This window comes from Winogradskyella psychrotolerans, assembly GCF_018860545.1.
Classification (GTDB): Bacteria; Bacteroidota; Bacteroidia; order Flavobacteriales; family Flavobacteriaceae; genus Winogradskyella; species Winogradskyella psychrotolerans_A.
Window position 1 is genome coordinate 1 of record NZ_JAHKPN010000041.1, and the last position, 24,019, is coordinate 24,019.

Consider the following 24,019-nt stretch of genomic DNA (forward strand, 5'->3'; position numbering starts at 1 on the left):
AGCCAAGAGCTAAGAAGCCCTGCGTTTAATAATACAATCTAAAATCCAATACTTTGCAGGCGTTATAATGTCTTTGGTGCAACTCTTCTACCACAGCAAACATATCATCATCTTCTTTAAATAAATTAAAGAAGGCTTCATCGAGTTTTGTGCTTGCTATGCCATTATAGGCATGACCATAACCAGAAATCGCTTTTGCTCCCGTGATATCTAAAAAATACTGTGCTTCTTCTTCGTCTAAATCTAGAATTTTGGCATTTGAAAAATGTAAAATCTTTCCGTCTAATTGGCCTTCAAAAAGTTCTGCAATTTCCTGTAAACTATAGTAGTAGTCATTTAAACAAATGGTATTGGCTTCTCCCCTAATCACCAAATAGATGATTTCATAATCTTTAAAATAATGATCATCTACTACCAGCGCGTTTAGGCTATCTTCTAGGCCCTCAATGGTGTCGCAGGTTTTGTAGATACTGGCTATGCCATAGTTTAGGGCCAATTGCTCTAAGTTTTCTTGGGCTTCGGTTACCGTGTTGGCGTCTACATCATCAACTCCTTCTAAGCAATAAATAAAATACTCTGTTTCTGTAATCTGTTCTTGGGGTAATTGTGGTCTTTTTTCTAGCAAGCTTCTAAATTTATGCGGCGTTTGTAAAGTGCGAAATTAAAAGAATGTTTTTAATGTTTTTAGTGGTTTGGGGTGAAATTTTGTTATGTTTTATATGAATTTGCTTCTAAAAAACAAATTGCTGAAGCTTTTGGTGCTACCAATTTTATGTATTTGTTTGAAATGTTGAAGGAGCGTTATGGTGTTTAGACGGGAACTATTTGTTTAAGTGTTATATCTAATTTAGCTTTTTATCATCACACCAGACCATAGAAATAAAACAACTAATCTAAAATATAAGGAATTACATTTTTTCTCTTATTATATCTTATAATTTTAGTATCAGAAGTTATCAAAGCACATTCCATTGTCATAGCTGCTGCCAATATTTGCTTATCGTGATTATCAAAATTATATTTTGGTTCTATATCTTTAATTTTAATGAAGTTTTCTAAAACTTCTTTATCAAAAGGCTGGATTTCCATATTTTCTCTTTCAAAAATTCTTAAGTAAATCTCGGTTTTAATTCTTTCAGCATCTTCTTCCGTCCTAAACCATTTTTTAAATAACTCAATAAATACAGTGGATGGAAAAATTAAATTTATTTCTGTAGAATAAAAAGCACTATCTATTATTTCAATAGACTCTTTGCTAATTGAAATATTAGAACCAATAAGTATTTTTGAAAAATATGATATTAACGCACAAGTATCAACTACATAAGTACTTTTCATTTCTCTATACGGTTTTGCGCTTCAATTAATTCTTCTTCTAGAGTCAAAGAGGAGCCAAAATCATTTTTAAAAAGAGATTCTAAAAACCGAATATCTCCTTCTTGTATTTCAAAATGGCAAGTATCCACCTGTGAATAGATACTTTGAACTAAATTAGAACAATCAATACCTCTTTTTTCTAATTGTTCAATCACGATAGATAAAAAATGATTAAACGAGATTAACTTTCTTTGCCATGAGATGGAGTCATTAAATAAATCGTTTATGTATTCATTATCATCTTCAAAATCTTTATGTTTCAATAATAGTACCGAAACAAATTCTTTTAATTCAATAGGCGTAAATATGTGATACAATTTATTTAGTTTTTGATTTTTTAAATAAATCTTCTGTCGATTCGGAAGAAATATCTTCGTTTTTACCGTTGACAGATTCTTCCTCAACTTTTCCTAACTGACTATTTACAAATGCTTCATCAATAGATTCTATTTTCTGATCAGCAGCTTTCTCAATTAATCTATGGGCATTTGCTAAAATTGTAGAAGCATTTAATTCTGCTTTTTCACTAATTATTTTTACTGCTTCTTTTGTAAAAGGATTAAGGCTGTCTTTTTTAGAATCAATTCTATATTTCTCCAAGTATTTCTCTAACATTAGTACAGCGTGATCTATAGTTAACTTATCAAACCTTATTACATTCAAAGCATTATCATCATTCATAGGACTTCTTCTATCCATACCAGAAACTGCCCATGCTTCCTCTACTAATCTTGGTACACCAGCGTGCAATACTAAAATTAAATTATAAAATCCAATTTTTGCATTTTCTAAAATACCATCAAAGAAATTAGTTCTTAGCTCAAGAGCAAATTCTTGTTTAAGTTTTTTACTCTGAAAGTCAGGTATTCTTTCAAAGTCATCGACGATTAAATATGCTCCATTAAATCCAGCGGCTTCAAAAAGTAATACTAAGTCGTTAAATAGAAATTCAATTCTATCTTTACCTTTCTTAAGTGTTTCATAATAACATTTTTTAAAGTCTTTTTGATTAGTTATTTGTGTTGAAAAATATGTTGATTTATCCTTATTTAATGGAAAGGTATTGTTCGTTTTCTTTAATATTTCGTTTTCTTTATATATTTCTTTTGTTATTGACGCGATTTCTATATTATTTTCTCTGTACCATTTTAAGTCATTAAGCTTATCAACTAAATCATCTTCAGTTTCAAAATTATCAGTATCAGCATTAGGATATAATTCATTTATTACTCCTAACCTTAACGATGCCAAAGAATAATTTATTAAATTTTTATCTAAAATTGTATCAAAAATCAAATCAGTAAAACTATAGAATGTCTTAGTCCTTCCACTTACTTCTGGGGTTATATGTAAACCAAAACATTTGTTTTGTTCATTTGATATATCCAAACAATATTCTTCATTTATTTCTTCCAATAAATTGAGTGCAAATGCAGATTTACCATTACCTCTACCAACATATGAATAATCAAGAATATAACCCAATCTTATATGATTCGGATCACTTTGCGGAACTTTGATGAAATTTTTTATTATTTGCTCATGCTCTTTTTCTCTAATTCTTGATTCATAAATACTTCCATTGTATCTAATATCATCATTATTTTTATTAACATAAGGTGTATTTGGAAATGGGTTTTCTTTAAGATTAAGAAACTGATAACGACCTTCGCTATCTATGCTATGTTTGGATTTTGGTTTTCTTAATAAATTTGACATAATCTATTTTTTATAATCTATAGCAATTATATTTTTTTGCTGATTGTTAATTATTACTGGTTCTCTCTTCAAATACATTGCACTAGTTTCTTGTGGTAATCTATCTGCCTCAAGGGATATTTGTATTTTAGTTTCACCTTTTAAGCTTTCATTATAAGTTTCTTGAAGAAAATTATTAAATATAAAAGTAGGTAATTTAAGTTTATAACATACTTTTTCTCTTAAGTCTGAAATTCTTATAAAATTTGTTCTTTTATTATTTTTTAAATCAAAATAAGAATTGTGCAAAGTATCAATAAATTTATTTTTATTATTCTTCCATTTAGGTTTATGTATAAATAAAAACTCTCCTTGTCCATAATCGTAAGCTTTTACTAAATCATTGTTTTTATTATCCTCAACTATAATTGAAGTTGGATAAACAAGTCTTCCATCAAAATTAGGATAAAATTCAGTTGTATGAATTACGCCTAGTTGCTTACCTCTTTCAACCCAGATATTGAATGTCGTAAAAGAAAAAGGATACTCATAAATTTCGTTTAAAAAATAATTTAACCAAAATTTTCTAAATCTTCCAATTATTGCATTGTACTTTAACGAATTAAATAAATTATCTAAATCACCTGAGACTAATATATCATCATCTATTAACTTTTTAATAAGCTCTTTCTCAGGTTCTTTGAGAGACATTTTAACTGATAAAAATTTCTCTATATCTTTTTCAAGCGTAACTCTTAATTTGTTAGAGTATTTAATTAGATGATTGTTAGTTTTCATCTCCTTTTTGTCAAACCCTAATTTTCTCGGAGAATAAATAGGGAATATTAGTAATCCATTCTTACTACTGTTCTGTTCATAACAGAGTTTAATTAAATGATAAAATGCAGAGTACTTCTTTTCTAAAATTTTTAAAATCACATCATAAAAAGCTCTTTTGTCTCTAAGCCCAATATTCAGTGTGTTCCTTCCTTTCTTTGTTAAAGACAATAAATGCTCTTTTTCATTTAACAAACCACAAGATAATGATTCACTAATTACCTGCTTAAAAGTGTATTTATATCTTGCTACCTGAGAATCAGATAATTCTTCACTATCATCAATGATAAGTTTTTTATATTTTGATTCTCCTAGTCTTTCTTTTTCTTTTAATGTTTTGAAGACTGTAAAGATTTTTTGTGGATCATCTGAGATATTGCAACTTTGTAGAAGTATGAGAAAATAATCTAAGAAATAGAATTTCTTAACTCCTTGTGGAGTTGATTCAGTAATATTAAAAAAATTTCTTTTACTCACTATCCAATCATTTTATTGATATATCAAAGATAATATAAATTAACACGATTTACTTTGTACTTCCAATCAAACGCTCCAATTAAAAATCAAAGCCAAACGATACGCACTATCTCTAAACCAGCAAATCTACCAGAACCAGCAAAATCGCGCCATTATAGAAATCTGTTTTTAAAAGCAATACATTGACATCGGTTTTAATAACTCAAACTTCAAACCACCAAATTAGCTTTCTCATCAGCTAATCCAATATCCACAACACTACCAGAGTTAAAATTTAAAAAATCAGATTCAATACCATCACTAAAGATGATGCCTTTTGTAGGCATATTGGATTCTATTTTTAATGTGGTGTTTTCTGTTATGATGCCGTAACCGATATTAGTTTGTGATTGTTTACTTAAGAATGGTTCTCTTACGACAAAGACAAGTTGGTTGGCATTCCATTCTAATTTGTTGCTACAACGACTTTCATTATGAAAATATTCAGAAATATTATTCGTCATATTAAAAATAGAACTTAACCAACCTGTAGAACCTGCTCCTGTTGATACTATAATACCACTAGAGGATTGTTGTTCTTTGATGCCCTTATATTCTATGCTATATCTAGACGATACGTGTGAATCTGCACCGATGTAAAAATCATTAAAAGCCAATAATTCTTGGCCATCGTTTAAAGTAGCTTTCGCCATGGTGACTTGTTTGGAGTCGTATGTTCCTTTAAGCATCTTTTTGAGCAGGTTTTTTAAATCGTTGGGTGCATGTTTTAATAGAATACCATCATAGCGTTTAGGATCTGGGTTGATACCTATGATTGGTAATCCGTTAACGTATTTAGCTGTATTAGCGACTAAGCCATCTTGCCCAATGACGAGTACGATATCTTTTGCTGTAAACATATAGGTTGGCAGAAAAGACCGATTGATCACTTTGTATTTGAGACCATCGGTGATGCTTGTTTTAATTTTTGAAAGGGATTCATAAAACGTATGATGTTCGCTTTCAAAAAAGGCAAAGTCTCTACCAGAACTTTCAATATAAAATTTGGCTTGCGCTTTAGAGTTGAATCTTTCGATTAATTGCTCAAGCCGTGTTTTGTCTCTAATTATTATGACGTTTTCGAATTTCATGTTATTTACTTTTGGTAAGAGACTCTAATAAGTCTGGAGAGATATTAAGATTTCCAATTTTATCTGCATTTTCCGCCAATTCTCTAAAGGCTAATGCGATGTTATTGCTTGGATCATTGCCGTTATTACTGATGGCCATTAGGGTTTTCCAGTCTAGCTCTTTGTATGGTTTTAAGTTGGCATTTAATACATACTCCTTCACATCTGCTTCTTTTTTCTCGTTGGTTACTTGAATATCTATAAGCGCTTTCTTTTGTTCTTCTAGAGCGATACTAGAGGTCATATTCATTTCGTTAAGTTTCTGCTCGTTTTCTTGCTTTACCACATCGGTTTCCATTTTCTTTTCTACAATTTGCTTTTGCTTCTCTTCTACTGCTATTTCCGTATTAAGTTCACTTTCTTTGATGATGCGTTCTTGTTCTACGGCAAAATTTCTACGCTCATAAACTGCTTGATCGGCTTCTTTTTGTAAAGACTCTCTTGTTTGTGCTTCTAAGGCTCTTGCCATTTCTGGATTTGGAGAGACGCCAAGTACATTGACACTAAGAATTTCTAGGCCTAACATTTTTACGGTTTTAGAGTCTTGCACGCTAGTGAATATTTCGTTTTCGATGCCTTCTAATTGTCGTAAGGCTTCTTTAAGACTTAGTTTCTGAATAATAGAGGCACTTGCTGTTTGTGCTTCATTAATAATACGTTGTTGTATTTTTTCGTAGTCGCTCTTTAAATACTGTTTTTTACTATTGACTGTAAAGTCTAAAGTCTCTGCGAGTTGCTTTGGCTGTACAATTTTATAAGTCACTTGACCTTGTATGGTCACCTCTTGGTAATCTTTAGTGGTTTCGTTAAATACAAATTGAAAATCATTACTCTGCACCGGAATAGACACTATTGATGCATTTGGAGAGAAATAAAAGAATGATAATCCTCTTCCCTCTTTCTTAATTTTTCCGTTTTGATAATGAATAACGTAATTCATTGAGTCGAATTTGATATAATTTATTCCTAACATAATATGAAGTATTTAAGGTTATTTGCGTAATTATAACACAAATGTAAATCGAAATAAATTATCCACCAACTTTATTATGCGTTATTTTTACGCAAACTATTTAAAGTGTTGATTTAAAAGGGTTTATATTTCGAATATAATACCTTCTTCTTTTAATTGGAAATAACGTTTGGGATTGAATTGGAATAAATTTGCTGGTCGACCAGACCCTTTTGATACTTTTTCATCGAGTTCATCTAACACATTTAAGCCCACTATTTTCTTACGGAAGTTACGTCTGTCGATATCGCGACCTAGTAAAGTAGTATACAGTTTTTCTAAGTCTGAGAACGGGAATTTTTTATCTAATAATTCAAAGCCTATAGGCTCGTAGGTTATTTTACCTTGCAAGCGCTCTATTGCTGCTTTTAAGATTACTTTATGGTCGAATGCTAATTTTGGTAATTCATTAATATTAAACCACTGTACTTGTTCGGCATCCGTTGAAGCCACAATTTTATAAGCGTTTGGTCGTACCAGTCCAAAATAGGCCACAGACACTACTCTACCTCTTGGGTCTCGGCTTGGCTTTCCGAAGGTGTATAGTTGTTCTAGATAATTAATCTTAATCCCTGTTTCTTCATGTAGTTCTCTTTCAACAGCTTCCTCTAAGGATTCTTCATTAAATACAAAACCACCAGGAATAGCCCATTCTCCTTTAAATGGTTCGTATTTTCTTTTGATTAATAATACAGATATGTTGCCTTCTTCGTAACCGAATACAACAGCATCTACAGAAAGTTTTATAGATTGATTACTCATTATGTGTAGTTTGTACACAAAAGTATAAATTTAAACTTGGTTGTACTAACGGTGGATTTAAATTCTTGGATTCTTGGATTCTTGGATTCTTGGATGATTAGATTGTTAGACTCAGTTAGATTGTTAGATGATTAGATAGTTCTCGATACATTTCTTAATGCTTCGTTGTACTTCTCATTAAGAAGCACTCGAACTGACGTGAAGGTTCTCGATACATCCTGACAGAAAAAGTCGGGACACTCCAACTGATCTCAACGGTTTTATTGCGTTCCGGATTTAGGCAAGGTAAAATAAAAAGTGCTGCCACTACCCTCTTCGCTTTCTAGCCATATGCTGCCTTTGTAAAAGGTGATGATTTTTTTTACGATAGAGAGTCCGATGCCCGAAGACGAGCTGCTACTTTCTAATTTGGTAAAGACCTTGAAGATTTTTTCGAAATAGTCGGGTTTAATACCCACTCCGTTGTCTTTGACATGGAACTGATACAGATCGTCCTGCGCTGTGCAGCCAATTTCTATAGTGCCTTGGTCTTTATCACTATACTTAATGGCATTTTGAATTAGGTTTTGGAAGACTTGTTTAAATCTCCAGGTATTGCCATAGAGGCCCGGAAGGTTCTCTTGTACGGTAATGCTGATGTGTGAAGAGATGAGCAAGGTTTGTAAAACCTCTGTGATAAGTGTATTAAAGTTGACCAGTTTGTCTTGTTGTTCTAATTTATCAATGGTAGAGTAATCCAGAATACCTTTAATCAGGAAGTCCATTTTCTCAACATTAAACAACACCTGATGCAAGGGTTTTAAATCGCTTTCAGTAAAGGCGGCTTTATGATCGTCCATAAACCAACTGATTAGGGTGTGGATATTGATGAGTGGAGCTTTAAGATCGTGAGACACCACGTGGGCGTATTCGTTAAGTTCTTCGTTTTGCAAGGATAAGTGTTGTAAGAGCTCTTCCTTCTTCTTTTCTTGTGCCTTGATGCGCTCTTCATTCTCTTTACGCTTAATAACATTGACGAGCATATTAGCGTATACAAAGAGAATGTCTTTTTCGTTTTCGGTGTATTTGTTTAATTTCTTAACGGCATCGAATCCAATGAAACCAATGAGTTCTCCGTTTTTAATTTTTGGGATGGTGATAAGACTTTTAATGCCTTGAGGCTCTAGTACAGCTCTGAGGCCTAGTTCTCCATCTTCGGGTAATTGACTGACGTCTTCAACATAAAAAGCGTTTCCGTTTTTGTGTGCTTCAATCCATTGCGGAATGTAATCGATAGGTATATTTTGAAGGTTGTGAATTTCGGGCTCTATATCTGTAGCACACCACTCATAAGTATTAGAGGTGGTATTATCTTTAAAATTATAGGTAAAAATATAGCTTCTATCAGATTCTACGAATTCTCCAATTTGTTGTAATGAGGTGCGGATCAGTGTATCGACATCCGATAAATCGGCATTGATATAGGTGGTAGAAATGCTTATAAGTAAGTCTTGAAAGCGCAACTGTCTTTCTATAATTTTATCTTTTTCCAACTGTGATTGCTTTTCTGTTTTAAGGTGTATGCTTTGTGGAGGGGAAATTTTTGACATGCTGTTTACTCGATTTAAACACTTTTATTTAGCTCTTTACTTCGCCTAATATACTCGTTACGTTTTTATAAAAAAAATGAGACAGTCAAACGGAGGTTTATTAACGTTGCATGACCATAGTTTTATTTGGGGTTTGGGCAAAGAAATATGAAAAACTTAACCCAGTTAACTCAATAGAACCCGTATCTTTGCAAAAATGAAAATGTCTCCAAAATATAAAATTATGAAACAGATTATTATAGTAGTTACAGCCCTCATATTTAGCACCACAACCTATGCTCAATTTCAAGTGTCTGCCAGTGGTGGTTACGCGATAAGCAGTGCAGGTATGAAATTAGGTGAAACCCAAACGTCTAGCAGTACAGAAAACTCGTATGGTAGTTATGGTGAAGGTTTAAACGCTCAATTACGAGGTACTTATTTTTTTAATGATGCTATAGGTGTTGACTTGAGTTTAGGCTATCTTCATGGCTCTGACCAAACGGTATCTAAAGTGAATTTAACAGGTTATGAAGTCGATGCTATTGCCAGAGCACGTGCCTTTGGAGCTGCGGCATCTATTGTGTATAAGTTTAATCCTAATATTTACGCACGACTTGGTGCATTGGTTAAATTAGGTGGAAAAACAGAAGCGGTTGTCTATCAGAAAGCGACGTTTTCGCAAGCGGAAGCCGATGCTATTGGCGTGCCATTAGGGTCGTATTCTGAAACCAATTATGTTGAAGATTACCACGGTCAATTTCCTTTAGGCTTTGTGGCGGCTTTGGGTTATGAACATCCATTGAATGATCATTTTAGTCTTTTTGCAGAAGCTGAGTATTATGGTATTAGTTTAAAACGAAAAGATTCTGAAATCACTGAGTTTAATACTGATGTGGTTTTAGCTGATGGTACGGTTGCTGTACGTGGGCTTTACTCTTTAGATAATTTACCAGCAGGTGTCAACAAAACCACAACCTATGTTGATGAGTTGTCTAACGATAATACGGATACCTCAAAGGAACTAGCGGTAAAAGTACCGTATTCATCGTTTGGGATTAACTTTGGTGTGATTTATAAGTTTAAAAAATCGACTGCAGATAAAACAAATTAAATTGAACGTTTAAGACGTTATAGATACATTAAACTCCTAGTAACTCTAGGAGTTTTTTTATGCCTTAGGTTGTAGTTCGTTCATGATCTCCGCAAATAATTCGTATGATCGAATTCTATCATTGCTATCGTATACGTGCGTGACTGCAATTAATTCGTCGGCTTTAGTTTGATCTAAAAATTCTTTAACCTGAGCTTTTACGGTGGCTTTGCTACCAATAAATGAATATTTCAACATTTGATGCACTTGCGGATTTCGCATAATATCCCTTAAGTCGTCCGTCATATCTGTTGGAGGTTGCACTTTTGCGCGTCTGCCTGTAAAAATGCCGACAATCATCCGGATTAAGGAGGTGGCTAAGCGTTCGGCTTCCGCGTCAGTCTCGGCGATAATAATGTTGACACCGGCCATAACGTAGGGTTGTGCTAAAGCATTAGACGGTTGAAATTCTTTGCGGTACGTCGCTATAGCATCCCATAAATGAGTGGTAGCAAAATGACTAGCAAAAGCATAAGGCAAGCCTTTTTTTGCTGCTAAATGTGCACTATCTGTGCTAGAACCTAAAATATAAATAGGCACCTCTACTCCTTCTGCTACGGTGGCACGTACTTTAGCATCTTCATTTTCTATATCGAAAAAGGTTTGTATTTTATCCACTTCCGCGGGAAAGGAATGTGCTGCCTGCATAAAGTCCGAGCGAATGGCTTCCGCCGTTTCTTTATCTGTTCCTGGTGCTCTTCCTAAGCCTAAATCGATGCGATTAGGATATAGGGTTCCGAGGGTTCCAAATTGTTCGGCAATAATTAGTGGAGAATGATTAGGTAACATAATACCACCAGAACCTACGTTGATGGTTTTTGTGCCTTGCGCCACATAGCCAATGAGTACAGAGGTGGCACTACTTCCAATATTTTCGGCATTGTGATGCTCTGCCAACCAAAATCGCTTGTAGCCAAAGCTTTCTGCTTCTTGTGCCAATTGTAAAGCATTATTAAAAGTAGCTTTAAGTGTTTGGCCTTCAGATACTAAGGCAAGGTCTAATATGGAATATGCAACGTGCTTAGGATTCATAACTATATTCGAATATAAATTTTGGGGTTAAAACGTGAAATTACAATTTCATAGTCGTTTTCTTTATTAAATAATTACTAAATTATTGCTAATTATAAGGACTCAAACTATGGTGATTTTGGATTCAAATAAGCGCTAAGGAGTTACAGCTTTGTATTAGAGTTTTCTAATGCTTTTCTAATGTGTTCACTATCCCAATGTTTGTCAAAATCGACTATACCTCTTTTAAAATCGGCACCCAATAATTCCTCTTGCTCTTGTAACTCTTTCCTCGCTTTAAAAATATAGTCATCACCTCGCTTCGATGTTTTAGCTAGACGCCTTAAACTGGTTTCGTCATACTTTATAAAGTTTTTAACCTGTCGTTTTAGTGTGTATTTTCTAAATCCAATTTTGTGCAGTACTTCACTAGCCATTGCCAATGAGGTTTCTAAGGATTCTCTATAGATGTTGTCGTGACCAAGGTTTAATAATTCATATGCATCGTATCTGTTTTTGGTACGAATTAACATCTCGACATGTGGATACTTTTCCTTCACAATTTTACTAATGGCTTTAGATACATTGAGCTTATTGGTGGCTACGATGATGATTTTGGCATCAGCAATTCCGGCAGATTCTAGTAAATCTAATCGTGTGGCATCACCATAATAGACTTCAAATCCCATTTTACGAAGAAAATCTACACGGTTAGAATCTTGATCTAGAATTGTAGCTTCAATACCATGCGATCTTAAAAAACGGCCAATAGTACTACCGAAATGCCCAAATCCAACAAGAATTATTTTGTGGGATTTTGCAATATGATCCATTGGGCGCTTAATAGATTGTTTAGTGCCCACTTTTGGAAGTATCACACGCTCATTAAGCATACTAATAATAGGGGTTAATGCCATACTTAGTGCTGTAATAACGAGCATCATATCCATTTGCTCCTGTTCTAAAATGTGAAGGCTAAACGCGAATGATAATAATACAAATGCAAACTCACCTACTTGGGCTAAACTGAATGTGAGTAATAGTTTTTGATCTAATTTTAATTTAAATACCTGTGCCGTGATATATAATACTAATGCTTTTAATAAAATGATGGCTAGTAAAAGTCCACCAATAGTAAGCGGACTTTTGGCAATGACGATAAAGTTAATAGAGGCACCAACAGCCATAAAAAACAAACCGAGTAGCAAGTTTTTAAAGGGTTCTAAGGTACTTTCTAATTCGTGTTTAAACTCACTATTAGATAACACCACACCACCTAAAAAGGCCCCTAATGCTGGACTTAATCCTACCAGTTCCATAATAAACGAAATACCAAACACAATTAAAAAAGCGGCTGCAATTAACAATTCTCTCACACCAGTTTTGGCTACTTTTCTAAGCATAGGCACAATAATAAAACGGCCTAAAACAATAATTACTATAACAGATGAAATAATGGCTAAGGTTTGCAATCCTAATGGTAAGCTTTCAATTAAATTTGCAGAAGTACTATGGTCGTCTGTCGCAGTTGTGTTTCCTGTGTTTGCTAAAAGCGGCATGGCACCAATCATAAAAATGACAATGATATCTTGAAAAAGTAAAATTGAAAATGCAGAGGTTCCGAACGTTGTAGGCATTAAGCCTTTTTCTTTTATCGTTTGCATGGCTATCGCAGTAGAAGAAAGTGCTATGGCCATTGAAATCACTAAGGTGACCTCCCAATCAAACCCAAGTAATGAAAACAATAAAAAGGATAATAGCATTGTTCCACCTACCTGAATTCCTCCCATACCAATAATGGTTTTTCTCATGTTCCAAAAGTTCTTTGGTTCGATTTCTAAACCAATAAGAAATAACATCATTACCACTCCGAATTCAGCAAAATGAAGAATATCATCACCCTCCTCTCCGATAAAACCTAAAACGTAGGGACCAATTAATATACCAGCCAACAAATAGCCAATTACAGAACTTAATCCCAAGCGTTTGGCTATAGAGACACAAATAATAGCGCCTGCTAAAAAGACAATGGCCATAAAAAGTAAACCTCCAGTCATGTTTAAGTGGTTTTAAGTTGTGGGATATCGTTTATAAATGAAAGCTTTTCAAAATCTTGTAAGGAGAGATCTGCCTGAAGTAAATCGATTAATTTTCCGTAACTGATTTTATAATTATGTAATACTTCATCCGAGATACTATGCGTACCCATAACCGCAAACGGTGGAAAGTACGTCATGCCACACAAATTAGACGTTTGTTCAAAAGGTCTTAAAAACTGTTCTACCGTAAAACTGTTATAGCCAGCGGAACAGTATACCTCTTTAGAACCACCCGTTGTAATGGCATTTAAACAAATTTTATTATGCAGTGCTTTCCCTTTTGGTCCATAAGCCCAATTAAACTCTAAAACCATATCTATCCATTGTTTCATTAAAGGAGGACAACTGTACCAGTAAAACGGATGATGCCAAATGATGATATCGTGCTGTTCTAATAATTGTTGTTCTCTTGGAACGTCAATATGAAAATCTGGATATTGCTCGTATAAATCGTTGATAGTCACGTTTTCTTTATCTCTAATATGATTAATTAAAGGTAAATTGGCTCTAGACTTTTCGAGTTTAGGATGCGCAAATAGAATTAGAATCTTTTTCATGTTATAAAACTAACAATAAAAAAGGTTACATAAAGTTGGTTTTCCTATATGTCTCAATTGATTGTTTTTGTTGTTTAAATGTACAATTTGAGTTACAAGCGTTTTAATTCGGGCAGCATGGCTTCATTTTTATTTTGAAATAATTCTTCATTGCGTAACACTTCATTTAAAAATTGAATCACTTCGAGTATATATGGTCCCTTATTGAGCATAATACATTCTGCTTTAAAAGCATTGTTGATATCTGACATCTCTGAACGCGATGGAATACCTTTTTTTGCTAAATTCTCTAGTACTTGAGTCGCCCAAATAACAGGTGTATGCGCAGCGGTACACATTCGAAGAATTTCGTTTTGAACCCGTCCTATATTTTGCCAGCCAACTTCGATAGCCAAATCGCCTCTTGCAATCATAACACCAAAAGCGTTTGTTTTGGTTTTGGTGTCTAAAAGTATATCTTTTAGATTGTTATACGCTTGTTTGGTTTCTATTTTTAATATCACACCCAAGTTATTGGAGTTATGATATGCCATGAGTTCAAACAATTCTTTTAAATCGGCTGTGGTATTAACAAAACTAAAATTAACGATGTCTGCATATTTAGCAATAACCGCAAAATCTATCTTGTCTTTTGGTGTTAAACCTGCAATTTCCAAATTAGATTCTGGAAGGTTAATTCCTTTGTCAGTCTTCAGTTTTTCACCATTTATTTTACATCGCGTAATGTTGACGCTTATCTTTTTTGCTTCTACAGCAGTAATCGTACCTTCAATTTTTCCATCATCAAAATAGATATGTTCTCCTGGTTTTACTTTTGAAATGATATCAGGGAAACTGCATCGTATTTGTTTTTCTATATTTAAGATTGGCAGGCTATCATCTATAATCTCTATAGTGTCACCTTGGTTTAATTTAATATAAGTTTGGTCTTCAGAACCTAATACCGTTCTAATTTTTGGTCCACTTAAGTCCATGGCGATAGTGACATTTCGATTGTGCTTTAAGGCTGCTTTTCGAATATGTTTCACCATTGCAATCCACTCGGTTTCCGAATCGTGAGCACAATTTATGCGTGCAGAATTCATACCTTGTATGACGAAATTCTCAACCATTAGGTAGTTATTCGCAGCTTCTGAAGGCATAGTAACCATGAGTCTCACACGTTTTATTCTAGACTTTCGCCCAAGAAGCCTTTTCGTGTTTTTGTTCAATTTTTTTTCTGCGCGTGCAATGGTGATTCGCTTTTGTCGCTTTAGATGGTCTGGCTCATGTAACAAACCGCAGACCAAACGGTGTAAAAGATAAAGTGAATGTAGCATATGGTCTTCCGAACGTGCCAAACGCGACGCTCCAATTTTTTTTAATTTTTTTTGAAGTCCGCTGACATTAATCGTTCGAATCGCTATATAATGCAAAAGATTTTGAGCACTTGCTAATTTTCGTTCAATAGGTTTTAGGTCATCAGGCAACTCAACTTTTTCTAGTAGCTTAATAATTTTCTCGAGTTCTTTTTTAAGCTCGTTGAGTTGTGTTGTTTTCATAATAATTGCCACCTATTAAGTTATCGTATTAAACTTGAATTCACGATTGCGCTTCTTATTTTAAAAGTAGTAAACTTTATACGTTTTTAGGATATTCTGTTGTTATTTTTATGTAAAATAATGCGTTATATGACTGAATTATAAAATAGAAAAAACCAGTTAAAAAGTTGGGTTATTTTATGCTGTTTTTTGCATTATCAGTATCTTTGTTAGTGTTGAAAATCACTGTTGAGATAGACGAATCTTTAGACCATTCCAATGAAAAACTACAAACCCAAAAACAGATTAGATGCCCAAGCTTATATTGATGGTATTTTAAAAGGAGATCGCGTTATATTATCTCGTGCTATTACCATTGTTGAAAGTAATTTAGAAAGTGATAAAATCTTAGCCAAAGCAATTGTTCAAGCGATATTACCACATTCAGGAAAGTCTATAAGAATTGGAATCACAGGAGTGCCAGGAGTTGGAAAAAGCACGTTTATTGAAGCCTTTGGGTTGTACCTCGTTAACGAAGGTCATAAGGTGGCTATTTTATCTATTGATCCAAGTAGTCAGCGCACCAAAGGCAGTATTCTCGGTGATAAAACACGAATGGAACACTTAAGCAATTTAGAAGCCGCTTATATTAGACCCTCGTCTTCTGGTGATACCTTAGGTGGTGTGGCCAATAAAACAGGAGAAACCATGTTGCTGTGTGAAGCGGCTGGTTATGATGTGATTTTAATTGAAACTGTTGGTGTGGGGCAATCAGAAACGGCAGTGCATGGTATGACGGATTTCTTTTTACTCTTAATGTTGTCTGGTGCTGGTGATGAGTTACAAGGCATTAAAAAAGGCATTATGGAAATGGCGGATATGCTGGTCATTAATAAAGCCGATGGAGATAATATTACGAATAGCCGAATAGCGAAACGACAATACCAGAACGCATTGCATATTTTTCCGTTGTCTGAATCTGGTTGGAGTCCTGTGGTAAGTACCGCATCCTCTACCAAGAATATTGGGATTTCTAATGTTTGGGATCAGGTACTCAAATACAAAACCTTAGTCGACGAGAATGGTTACTTCGTTAAGAATAGAAATCATCAACAAATCAAATGGATGTACAATAACATCAATGAAGAATTAAAACACATGTTTTATGGTTCAGCACATATAAAAGATGAACTGGCTCAATTAGAAAACGAGATTGTGTCTTCAGAAATTTCACCTGTAAAAGCAGCGCTTCAGATTATTGAAAAATTTAAAAATTCAATTTAGAATACCTTATCTTCAACCATTCTAAAACGATATCACATGGCAGTTGAGCACTATTTTGATAAGCAGTTTGAATTACGGTATTTTGAAATGAACGAATTTGGTGTTGCTACACCAGCGATTATGTTAGCCTTACTTGAGGAAACTGCCGCAGAACACTGTTATGCTATAGATCATAGTTTATTCGATTTATTTCAAAAAAATATTGGTTGGGTCTTGTTTTCTGGGGTCTTACAAATGGATCGGTATCCCAGTTATAAAGAAAACATCACGATTAGAACCTGGTTATCTAGCTACTCTACAATTAAAGGGTATAGAGAAAACTTGATTTTTGATGCACAGCAAAATATTATCGGTCGCGCGAAAGGCTTGTGGGTGTTTTTTGATATTGAAAAAAGACGGCCAACTCCGATTTTTCATGAGATTAAAGAAAAATGGTCCTATTGCAAAGAAAGTTCAATTGACACTAATATTAAGGTAAAACTACCTGTTGTGGATGTTGCTGATTATTCAGGAACGTTTCAAGTGCATCGTTTTGATACGGATATGAATAAACACGTCAATAATATTCGATATTTACAATGGGTGATGGAGTCGATTCCAGAAGCTATCATAAATACCCACTTTTTGCACGTGATTGATGGTCGTTTTATTGCAGAAGCACAGTCTGGTGATACCGTAATGTCGTTGACCAAAACATTGGACAATCCCACTACGTTTCAGCACAGTATAAAAGTTGAAGGGAGCGACAAAATTTGTGCTACAGCCACCACACTTTGGAAGCCCTATTAGTTACTGATTTTACATTGAAATAATAAAAAAGCCCGAACACCATATTGCTCGGGCCTTTTCGCTAACATATTAACCAGGTTCTCTACTCCTGCTCTAAATATTTAGTCATAATAGTAATTGCTGCTTCAGATATAACGGTACCAGGACCAAAAATAGCGACGACTTTGCGTTCTAGTAAAAAATCATAATCTTGAGCAGGAATGACTCCACCAGCAAAGACCATAATATCAGGTCTTCCTAGTTTTTCTAATTCCCCAATTAACTGTGGAATTAAGGTTTTATGTCCAGCAGCTAAACTTGACGCTCCCACAAAATGCACATCATTTTCAATGGCTTGTTTCGCGACTTCTTCAGGTGTCTGGAATAAGGAGCCCATATCGACATCAAAACCTAAATCGGCAAAACTAGAGGCCACCACTTTGGCACCACGATCATGGCCATCCTGTCCCATTTTAGCAATCATAACTCTCGGTCTTCGGCCTTCGATCTCTGCAAATTTATCAGCTAATTTTTGAGCGCTTGCGTAAGTAGAATCATTGTTGACTTCATTACCATACACGCCACTAATTAATTTAGTCGCTGCTTTATGGCGTCCGAAGTGCACTTCTAAAGCATCTGAAATTTCACCTAAAGTGGCAAAGTTTTCAGCGGCTTCCACAGCTAAGGCTAGTAAGTTCCCTTCGCCTCCACCGGCACAATCTTCTAAGGCTTTTAAGTTTGCCGCCACAAGGTCAGCATTACGTTCCGCTTTCATTTTATTTAAACGCGCAATTTGCGATTCTCTAACAGCCGTATTATCAACTTCTAAAATTTCGATATTTGATTTTTCAGTGGTTTTAAACTTGTTCACACCGACCAAGATATCTTGTGCAGAATCTAAACGGGCTTGTTTACGCGCCGACGCTTCTTCAATACGTAATTTAGGCACTCCGGTTTCAATAGCTTTAGCCATGCCGCCAAGCTCCTCTACTTCTTCAATCAGTGTCCATGCTTTTTTAGCGATTTCTTGCGTAAGGTATTCTACATAATAAGAGCCAGCCCAAGGGTCTACGGATTTAGTCGTTTGGGTTTCCTCTTGAATAAATATCTGTGTGTTACGTGCAATACGCGCTGAGAAATCAGTTGGTAAGGCAATAGCTTCATCTAAGGCATTGGTGTGAAGTGATTGTGTGCCACCTAAAGTCGCAGCCATGGCTTCAATACAGGTTCTGGCGACATTATTAAAAGGATCTTGCTCACTTAAACTCCAACCCGATGTCTGACTGTGCGTACGCAATGCCATTGATTTTGGATTCTTTGGATTAAATGATTTGATGATTTTTGCCCAAAGCATACGTGCTGCACGCATTTTTGCAATTTCCATAAAGTGGTTCATACCCACGGCCCAAAAGAAGGATAAACGCGGAGCGAATTCATCAATTTTTAAACCTGATTTCAATCCGGTTCTAATATATTCCATACCATCAGCTAAAGTGTATGCTAATTCGATATCAGCCGTTGCTCCTGCTTCTTGCATGTGATACCCACTAATAGAAATGGAATTGAACTTAGGCATGTATTTGGTGGTGTAATCGAAAATATCACCAATAATACGCATAGACGGTAATGGTGGATAAATGTAGGTGTTACGCACCATAAATTCTTTTAAGATATCATTTTGAATGGTTCCAGAAAGTTTGTCCAGAGCCACGCCTTGTTTCTTAGCAGCTGCAATATAAAAGGCCATAATGGGTAAAACGGCACCATTCATAGTCATAGACACCGACATTTTATCTAATGGAATCTGATCGAATAGAATTTCCATATCTAAAATAGAATCGATAGCCACACCAGCTTTACCAACATCACCTGTAACACGTGGGTGATCGGAATCATAACCACGGTGTGTGGCTAAATCAAAAGCTACGGATAGTCCTTTTTGACCAGCCGCTAAGTTTCGTCTGTAGAATGCGTTCGATTCTTCTGCTGTTGAAAATCCTGCGTATTGCCGAATGGTCCAAGGACGCATCGCATACATCGCAGAGTAAGGTCCTCTTAAAAACGGAGGTACACCAGCGGTAAACTGTAAATGTTCCGCTTCTGAAATATCGTCTTTTGTAAATTGTTTTTTAACTGGGATGCCTTCAGGAGTATTCCATACCTCTTGCGCCTCCGCTTTCTTTTCAACTGTAGACTTTACAGCTGTGTTTAATGTTATATCTGAAAAATCGGGAGTCATACTTCTAAAGATTTAAAGGTTTCTTGAATTTTTTTCTGAATCGCTGAAAGGGTGACAAGAACATCAGTTCTCATATTAACTACACCATCCAAGCCAGCTTCAGTTAATTCGGCCATATTTTTTGGTGCTCCTGCCAATAGCAATACTTTGTCTTTATTAACCGCTCTAAATGTGTTTATAAAGTCCAGTGCCGTAGCATTGTAATCGTCATCTGAACTACAGATTACCACTACATGTGCATTTGATTTTGCGCTTTCGTATGCAGCGACTGTAGCATTTTCAAAGCTTTCTTCTTGGTGCACGTCAAAACCACTCACTCCAATAAAATCGTAAGCAAATGCTGCTCGCGCTTTTCGCATGGTTAAGTTCCCATAACTCGCTAATTGTACGATTGGACGTATATTTGTTTCCTGTACTAAGTCTTCTGTCACTCTACGCATCGCTTCTATTTCTAGAGAGGCACGACGCGGAGTTAATACTTTAGGGTTCGCTGTATTGTCTTTAGAAAGCAAATTTTTATCCACGGTTTCCATTAAGTTAGGATACTTATTGATCCCAACCATGGCCGTACGACGTTGGCTTAATAATTTTAGCTTTTGTAATCGTATTTCAGCTATTTGCTGTTGAATCGTTTCGTTTTCAAACGTTGTATAAAAGCCTCCTTTGTTTTCAATAGCTTTAAATAGTTCTAAGGCTTTTTCTGCAATTTTAGAAGTAACTTCTTCAATATAATAGGAACCATCCACAGGATTTGAAACTTTTCCGAAATACGATTCTTCTCGTAATATGGTCGTTATATTGCCTGCAATTCGACTTGAAAAATCAGAAGGGCTATTAAATGTTGCATCATAGGGATCGATTAACACACCATCTACATTACCTAGTATAGCAGACATGGCTTCTGTAGTACAACGCAATAAATTGGTTTCTGCATCTGTTATGGATTTGCTCCAAATTGATGTTTTAGCGGTTATGGTATTAGAAAAGTCTGATATGCCATATTTGGCAGCTACTTCCGTTAGTAAATTGTTGAACGCTCTAAATTTTCCGATTTCAACAAAATACTCTAATCCGATGGCTAAAAGGACGTTTAGATTGTTGAAAATATCTTGAACCGCCACTCCTTTTGCTTTTAGTTTTTCAGTTAAGAAGACTAAAGCATTTAGTGTATATGCGATCTCTTGCACTTGGTTAGCACCAGAATCTAAAAATTCAGTTCCAGAAATGGTGAGCACTTTAAAATTTGGGAAGTCTGCTGTTAATTGTATTAACTCTGCCAAAACATCGACTTGAGACTCGTCAAACGAACCTGTTGTAACATAGTTAGAAATAGGTCTTGTGTTAATGTATCCCTTTAAGTCTTTGTCTTTAGCATAATTGACTAAATTTTTAGTAAAGGCAACTGCATTCGTATACAATTCAAAAGCCACGGTGATGGTTTTTAAATCAATATCTTGTAAAAGGTCTTCAACTTTAACGTCACTTATTATTTGAAAAATGACACCGTTAATGCCCTCTTCTATCGCTTTTTTAGCAGCTTCATTTCCTGTTTCAGAACAGCATACGGCAACCGTACGATAATTCACTAATGTTTGAGAATTCTCGCCTGTGTTTTTAAGCTGAGTGCTTTCGGTTTCACTTGAATAGCACGGTTGAATATTGATCCCATTTAAGTTTTTCCAAACGAGTTTTTTATCAAAATCAGCACCTTTTAAATCTGCTGTTACTCTTTCCATCCACTGTTCGGTAGAAACCGGCGGGAATTCTGAAAAGAGTGGTTTGTTCTTTTTATCCATAATATAATCTATTATTCAAATTATTATACCATTACACTACTCCCAAATCTTTCGAAAATAGCTTTATCGAGCTCTTCTCTACTATCTGGATGTGCAATATCTCGCAATGATTGTGCGCGTTCTTTTAAACTTTTACCAAATAAATCGGCAATACCATACTCTGTAGCTACATATCTTGCATGTGCTCTTGTGGTCACCACGCCAGATCCAGGTTTTAATAAAGATACGATTTTTGAAACACCTTTACCAGTCATTGAAGGAATGGCAATTATAGGTTTACCTCCTTTAGATAAGGCTGCACCTCGCATAAAGTCCATTTGACCACCAACACCAGAGAACATTCGTGTACCGATAGAATCAGCACAAACTTGACCTGTTAAGTCGATTTCTATGGCCGAGTTAATTGCGGTAACTTTAGGATTTTGACGAATAATGGAGGTGTCATTCACATAAGCGATATCATTCATTTCGATTTCTGGATTATCATCCATAAAATCATATAAACGACGTGTTCCCATGGCAAAACCAGAGATAATTTTGAATGGATTTACTTTTTTCTGAGAACCGTTGACAATGCCTTTTTCTACTAAATCGACAATGCCTTCAGAAAACATTTCAGTATGTATCCCTAAGTTTTTATGATTTGTAAGGTAAGTTAACACGGCATTTGGAATACCACCAATGCCCATTTGAAGCGTTGATCCATCATCAATAATTCCGGCAATATGCTTCCCAATGGCTTGTTCTACTTCAGTTGGCGGTACAAATTTCATTTCATAGATGTCTTCATCAACTAAAACGCAAGCGTCAAACTTGTTTAAATGCACCACAGCATCACCAAATGTACGTGGCATTTTAGGGTTGATTTGTGCAATGACTTTCTTCCCTTTTTCAATACCAGAGATTACAATATCTACAGACACTCCTAAAGAACAAAATCCGTGCTTATCTGGAGGAGAGACGTTAACTAGAACGACATCTAAATCCATATACCCTTCTCGAAATAGACTAGGGATATCACTTAAAAAAATAGGAATATAATCCACGGTATTACCGACCATTTTTCTAACATTACCACCAATGAAGAAGGCTTTAGTTTGAAAGCTTTCGCGTAACTCGGGGCTTGTGTAACCACTTTCACCTTCGGTGTGTAAATGTACGATTTCCACATTTTTTAATTCTGGTGCACGGCCAACCATAGCTTTAACTAAGGTTTGCGGTGTGGCAGAACCACCTTGTATTAATACACGATCGTTTGATTTTATGAGCTTAACAGCTTCATTGGCTGTCATTATATTAGGTATTTTCATGCTATAGAAATTTAAATTTATAGTTGTTTATGCTAAGAAGCTTAAAATGATACCAGCAGCGATGGCAGAGCCAATAACACCAGAAACGTTAGGAGCCATAGCGTGCATCAGTAAATAATTGGTTGGATCGGATTTTAAACCTTCATGATGTACGACTCTCGCACTATCTGGTACGGCAGAAACACCTGCAGCTCCAATGAGTGGATTTATTTTATTATCCCCTTTTAAGAATAGGTTCATGAATTTTGCAAACAGTAAGCCTCCCATTGTTGCGATCACAAATGAAATAGCACCAAGACCAAAGATTAACATAGAATCTTTCGTGATAAAAATATCAGCTTGTGTTGACGCACCAACCGTAACACCAAGTAAAATGGTGACGATGTCAATTAATTTTGTTCTTGCTGTATCAGCTAAACGTTCGGTTCTTCCAGATTCTTTTAATAAGTTCCCAAAGAATAACATCCCTAATAATGGTAAGGCACTTGGCGAAATAAACAGCGTTAGAATCATAGCCACTACCGGGAAAATCATTTTTTCCTTTTGAGTCACCGCTCTTGGTGGTTTCATTTTGATTTTTCTGTCTTTTTTGGAAATCAGCAAGCGCATTAATGGTGGTTGAATTACAGGCACTAAGGCCATGTAAGAGTACGCAGCAATTGCGATGGGGCCAATTAGGTTTTTAACCGTTGTACCGTCCGCTAATATATTCACACCATTAGCCAATTTAGACGATAAGAAAATTGCTGTTGGTCCATCGGCACCACCAATGATTCCAATCGCACCAGCTTCAGGAAGGGCAAATCCTAAGTACAATGCACCTAAAAATGTTGCGAATACACCAATTTGTGCGGCACCACCTAAAAGCATGAGCTTAGGGTTGGCTATTAATGACGAAAAGTCGGTCATGGCACCAATGCCTAAGAATATTAAAGGAGGATATATCCCTTTTACCACTCCAAAGTAGAGGTAATTTAAGACAGATCCAGTTTCATAAATACCGGTTTGGTTTCCGGCGACAAAAGGAATGTTTCCTAAGATCACACCTGCACCAATGGGGATTAAGAGTAAAGGTTCGTAATTATATTTTATACCTAAGTAAATAAAAACGATGCCTATAAAAATCATAATGACATTTCCAGAAGTCGAATTTGCAAATCCTGTATAACTGTAAAATGATTTTATACCATCAACGGCTTTATTAACTATGTTATCTTCTTCAACATCGTCAACTTGTGTTGTAGCTACTGAAGAATTAGTGGCTGCGTTTATATTTTGGCCTAAACCAAGGACAGGTCTTATGAAAACGAGCAAGGCTAAAGCGCTAAATATTATGATTAATTTCTTCATTTTTTAATTTTAAATAATGATTAGTTTACTTT

Annotated in this window: 20 protein-coding genes; 3 read left to right on the plus strand and 17 right to left on the minus strand. The window is 35.2% G+C overall.

Going from position 1 to position 24,019, the window contains the following annotated elements; all coding sequences use genetic code 11:
* Window positions 1-25: 25 nt before the first annotated feature.
* The 9 genes from KO515_RS13640 to KO515_RS13680 all read right to left on the minus strand — a co-directional run bounded on the left by KO515_RS13640 (window position 26) and on the right by KO515_RS13680 (window position 8,921).
* Entirely contained in the window at window positions 26-625 is a 600-nt protein-coding gene (locus tag KO515_RS13640; protein ID WP_215936894.1) for a DUF6642 family protein, read from the minus strand.
* A gap of 263 nt (window positions 626-888) precedes the next feature.
* Window positions 889-1,338, minus strand: a complete 450-nt coding sequence (locus KO515_RS13645) for a PIN domain-containing protein (protein ID WP_215936895.1) — start codon at window positions 1,336-1,338, stop codon at window positions 889-891.
* Entirely contained in the window at window positions 1,335-1,694 is a 360-nt protein-coding gene (locus KO515_RS13650; protein WP_215936896.1) for a hypothetical protein, read from the minus strand. The genes KO515_RS13645 and KO515_RS13650 overlap by 4 nt, the downstream gene beginning before the upstream one ends.
* Before the next feature lies 1 nt (window position 1,695).
* Window positions 1,696-3,096: a hypothetical protein gene (locus tag KO515_RS13655; RefSeq protein WP_215936897.1), complete on the minus strand. Its 1,401-nt coding sequence runs from the start codon at window positions 3,094-3,096 to the stop codon at window positions 1,696-1,698.
* A gap of 3 nt (window positions 3,097-3,099) precedes the next feature.
* A complete protein-coding gene (locus KO515_RS13660; RefSeq protein WP_215936898.1) occupies window positions 3,100-4,389 on the minus strand; it encodes a hypothetical protein in 1,290 nt (429 codons plus the stop codon).
* A 209-nt stretch (window positions 4,390-4,598) separates the two neighbouring features.
* A complete protein-coding gene (locus KO515_RS13665; protein WP_215936899.1) occupies window positions 4,599-5,519 on the minus strand; it encodes an NAD(+)/NADH kinase in 921 nt (306 codons plus the stop codon).
* Between the two features lies 1 nt (window position 5,520).
* Entirely contained in the window at window positions 5,521-6,498 is a 978-nt protein-coding gene (locus tag KO515_RS13670) for an SPFH domain-containing protein (RefSeq protein ID WP_252723875.1), read from the minus strand.
* 156 nt (window positions 6,499-6,654) lie between these two features.
* Window positions 6,655-7,332: an NUDIX hydrolase gene (locus KO515_RS13675; protein WP_215936901.1), complete on the minus strand. Its 678-nt coding sequence runs from the start codon at window positions 7,330-7,332 to the stop codon at window positions 6,655-6,657.
* A gap of 260 nt (window positions 7,333-7,592) precedes the next feature.
* Window positions 7,593-8,921: a sensor histidine kinase gene (locus KO515_RS13680; protein ID WP_215936902.1), complete on the minus strand. Its 1,329-nt coding sequence runs from the start codon at window positions 8,919-8,921 to the stop codon at window positions 7,593-7,595.
* 223 nt (window positions 8,922-9,144) lie between these two features.
* Here KO515_RS13680 and KO515_RS13685 point away from each other — a divergent pair, with 223 nt between their 5' ends.
* Complete coding sequence (locus KO515_RS13685) at window positions 9,145-10,014, plus strand: outer membrane beta-barrel protein (RefSeq protein WP_215936903.1); 870 nt, start codon at window positions 9,145-9,147, stop codon at window positions 10,012-10,014.
* Between the two features lie 57 nt (window positions 10,015-10,071).
* Here the strand turns inward: KO515_RS13685 and KO515_RS13690 are convergent, their stop codons facing one another.
* The 4 genes from KO515_RS13690 to KO515_RS13705 all read right to left on the minus strand — a co-directional run bounded on the left by KO515_RS13690 (window position 10,072) and on the right by KO515_RS13705 (window position 15,261).
* The gene (locus tag KO515_RS13690; RefSeq protein WP_215936904.1) at window positions 10,072-11,085 is read right to left on the minus strand and encodes an LLM class flavin-dependent oxidoreductase; all 1,014 of its coding nucleotides are present in this window, start codon (window positions 11,083-11,085) and stop codon (window positions 10,072-10,074) included.
* A 143-nt stretch (window positions 11,086-11,228) separates the two neighbouring features.
* Window positions 11,229-13,121, minus strand: a complete 1,893-nt coding sequence (locus KO515_RS13695; RefSeq protein WP_215936905.1) for a monovalent cation:proton antiporter-2 (CPA2) family protein — start codon at window positions 13,119-13,121, stop codon at window positions 11,229-11,231.
* 2 nt (window positions 13,122-13,123) lie between these two features.
* Window positions 13,124-13,720 carry an NAD(P)H-dependent oxidoreductase gene (locus KO515_RS13700; protein ID WP_215936906.1) on the minus strand — a complete coding sequence of 199 codons (597 nt, stop codon included), beginning with the start codon at window positions 13,718-13,720 and terminating at the stop codon, window positions 13,124-13,126.
* A 92-nt stretch (window positions 13,721-13,812) separates the two neighbouring features.
* Window positions 13,813-15,261 (minus strand): pyruvate kinase, encoded by a 1,449-nt coding sequence (locus KO515_RS13705; RefSeq protein WP_215936907.1) that lies wholly within the window; start codon window positions 15,259-15,261, stop codon window positions 13,813-13,815.
* A 258-nt stretch (window positions 15,262-15,519) separates the two neighbouring features.
* Between KO515_RS13705 and meaB the strand changes: the two genes are divergently transcribed.
* Entirely contained in the window at window positions 15,520-16,524 is a 1,005-nt protein-coding gene (gene meaB / locus KO515_RS13710) for a methylmalonyl Co-A mutase-associated GTPase MeaB (protein ID WP_215936908.1), read from the plus strand.
* 36 nt (window positions 16,525-16,560) lie between these two features.
* Entirely contained in the window at window positions 16,561-17,313 is a 753-nt protein-coding gene (locus KO515_RS13715; RefSeq protein ID WP_215936909.1) for an acyl-[acyl-carrier-protein] thioesterase, read from the plus strand.
* A gap of 82 nt (window positions 17,314-17,395) precedes the next feature.
* Here KO515_RS13715 and scpA read toward each other — a convergent pair whose 3' ends face one another.
* Genes scpA through KO515_RS13735 form a run of 4 tightly spaced genes read right to left on the minus strand, consistent with a single transcriptional unit; the run spans window position 17,396 to window position 23,987 of the window.
* Entirely contained in the window at window positions 17,396-19,531 is a 2,136-nt protein-coding gene (scpA, locus tag KO515_RS13720; RefSeq protein ID WP_215936910.1) for a methylmalonyl-CoA mutase, read from the minus strand.
* Window positions 19,528-21,327, minus strand: a complete 1,800-nt coding sequence (locus KO515_RS13725; RefSeq protein ID WP_215936911.1) for a methylmalonyl-CoA mutase family protein — start codon at window positions 21,325-21,327, stop codon at window positions 19,528-19,530. Before KO515_RS13725 ends, scpA begins: the two co-directional genes overlap by 4 nt.
* Window positions 21,328-21,350: 23 nt before the next feature.
* Window positions 21,351-22,637, minus strand: a complete 1,287-nt coding sequence (locus tag KO515_RS13730) for an acetyl-CoA hydrolase/transferase family protein (RefSeq protein ID WP_215936912.1) — start codon at window positions 22,635-22,637, stop codon at window positions 21,351-21,353.
* 27 nt (window positions 22,638-22,664) lie between these two features.
* On the minus strand, window positions 22,665-23,987 hold the full coding sequence (locus KO515_RS13735) for a sodium ion-translocating decarboxylase subunit beta (protein ID WP_215936913.1): 1,323 nt from the start codon (window positions 23,985-23,987) through the stop codon (window positions 22,665-22,667).
* Between the last annotated feature and the right edge of the window lie 32 nt (window positions 23,988-24,019).

Bases quoted from the DNA above. Each gene is read 5' to 3' on its own strand.
- KO515_RS13735 (WP_215936913.1), bottom strand. From the start codon at position 23,987: ATGAAGAAATTAATCATAATATTTAGCGCTTTAGCCTTGCTCGTTTTC.
- KO515_RS13730 (WP_215936912.1), bottom strand. From the start codon at position 22,637: ATGAAAATACCTAATATAATGACAGCCAATGAAGCTGTTAAGCTCATA.
- KO515_RS13725 (WP_215936911.1), bottom strand. From the start codon at position 21,327: ATGGATAAAAAGAACAAACCACTCTTTTCAGAATTCCCGCCGGTTTCT.
- KO515_RS13645 (WP_215936895.1), bottom strand. From the start codon at position 1,338: ATGAAAAGTACTTATGTAGTTGATACTTGTGCGTTAATATCATATTTT.
- KO515_RS13695 (WP_215936905.1), bottom strand. From the start codon at position 13,121: ATGACTGGAGGTTTACTTTTTATGGCCATTGTCTTTTTAGCAGGCGCT.
- KO515_RS13700 (WP_215936906.1), bottom strand. From the start codon at position 13,720: ATGAAAAAGATTCTAATTCTATTTGCGCATCCTAAACTCGAAAAGTCT.
- KO515_RS13670 (WP_252723875.1), bottom strand. From the start codon at position 6,498: ATGAATTACGTTATTCATTATCAAAACGGAAAAATTAAGAAAGAGGGA.
- KO515_RS13690 (WP_215936904.1), bottom strand. From the start codon at position 11,085: ATGAATCCTAAGCACGTTGCATATTCCATATTAGACCTTGCCTTAGTA.
- KO515_RS13680 (WP_215936902.1), bottom strand. From the start codon at position 8,921: ATGTCAAAAATTTCCCCTCCACAAAGCATACACCTTAAAACAGAAAAG.
- KO515_RS13665 (WP_215936899.1), bottom strand. From the start codon at position 5,519: ATGAAATTCGAAAACGTCATAATAATTAGAGACAAAACACGGCTTGAG.
- meaB (WP_215936908.1), top strand. From the start codon at position 15,520: ATGAAAAACTACAAACCCAAAAACAGATTAGATGCCCAAGCTTATATT.
- KO515_RS13655 (WP_215936897.1), bottom strand. From the start codon at position 3,096: ATGTCAAATTTATTAAGAAAACCAAAATCCAAACATAGCATAGATAGC.
- KO515_RS13685 (WP_215936903.1), top strand. From the start codon at position 9,145: ATGAAACAGATTATTATAGTAGTTACAGCCCTCATATTTAGCACCACA.
- KO515_RS13705 (WP_215936907.1), bottom strand. From the start codon at position 15,261: ATGAAAACAACACAACTCAACGAGCTTAAAAAAGAACTCGAGAAAATT.
- KO515_RS13675 (WP_215936901.1), bottom strand. From the start codon at position 7,332: ATGAGTAATCAATCTATAAAACTTTCTGTAGATGCTGTTGTATTCGGT.
- KO515_RS13715 (WP_215936909.1), top strand. From the start codon at position 16,561: ATGGCAGTTGAGCACTATTTTGATAAGCAGTTTGAATTACGGTATTTT.
- scpA (WP_215936910.1), bottom strand. From the start codon at position 19,531: ATGACTCCCGATTTTTCAGATATAACATTAAACACAGCTGTAAAGTCT.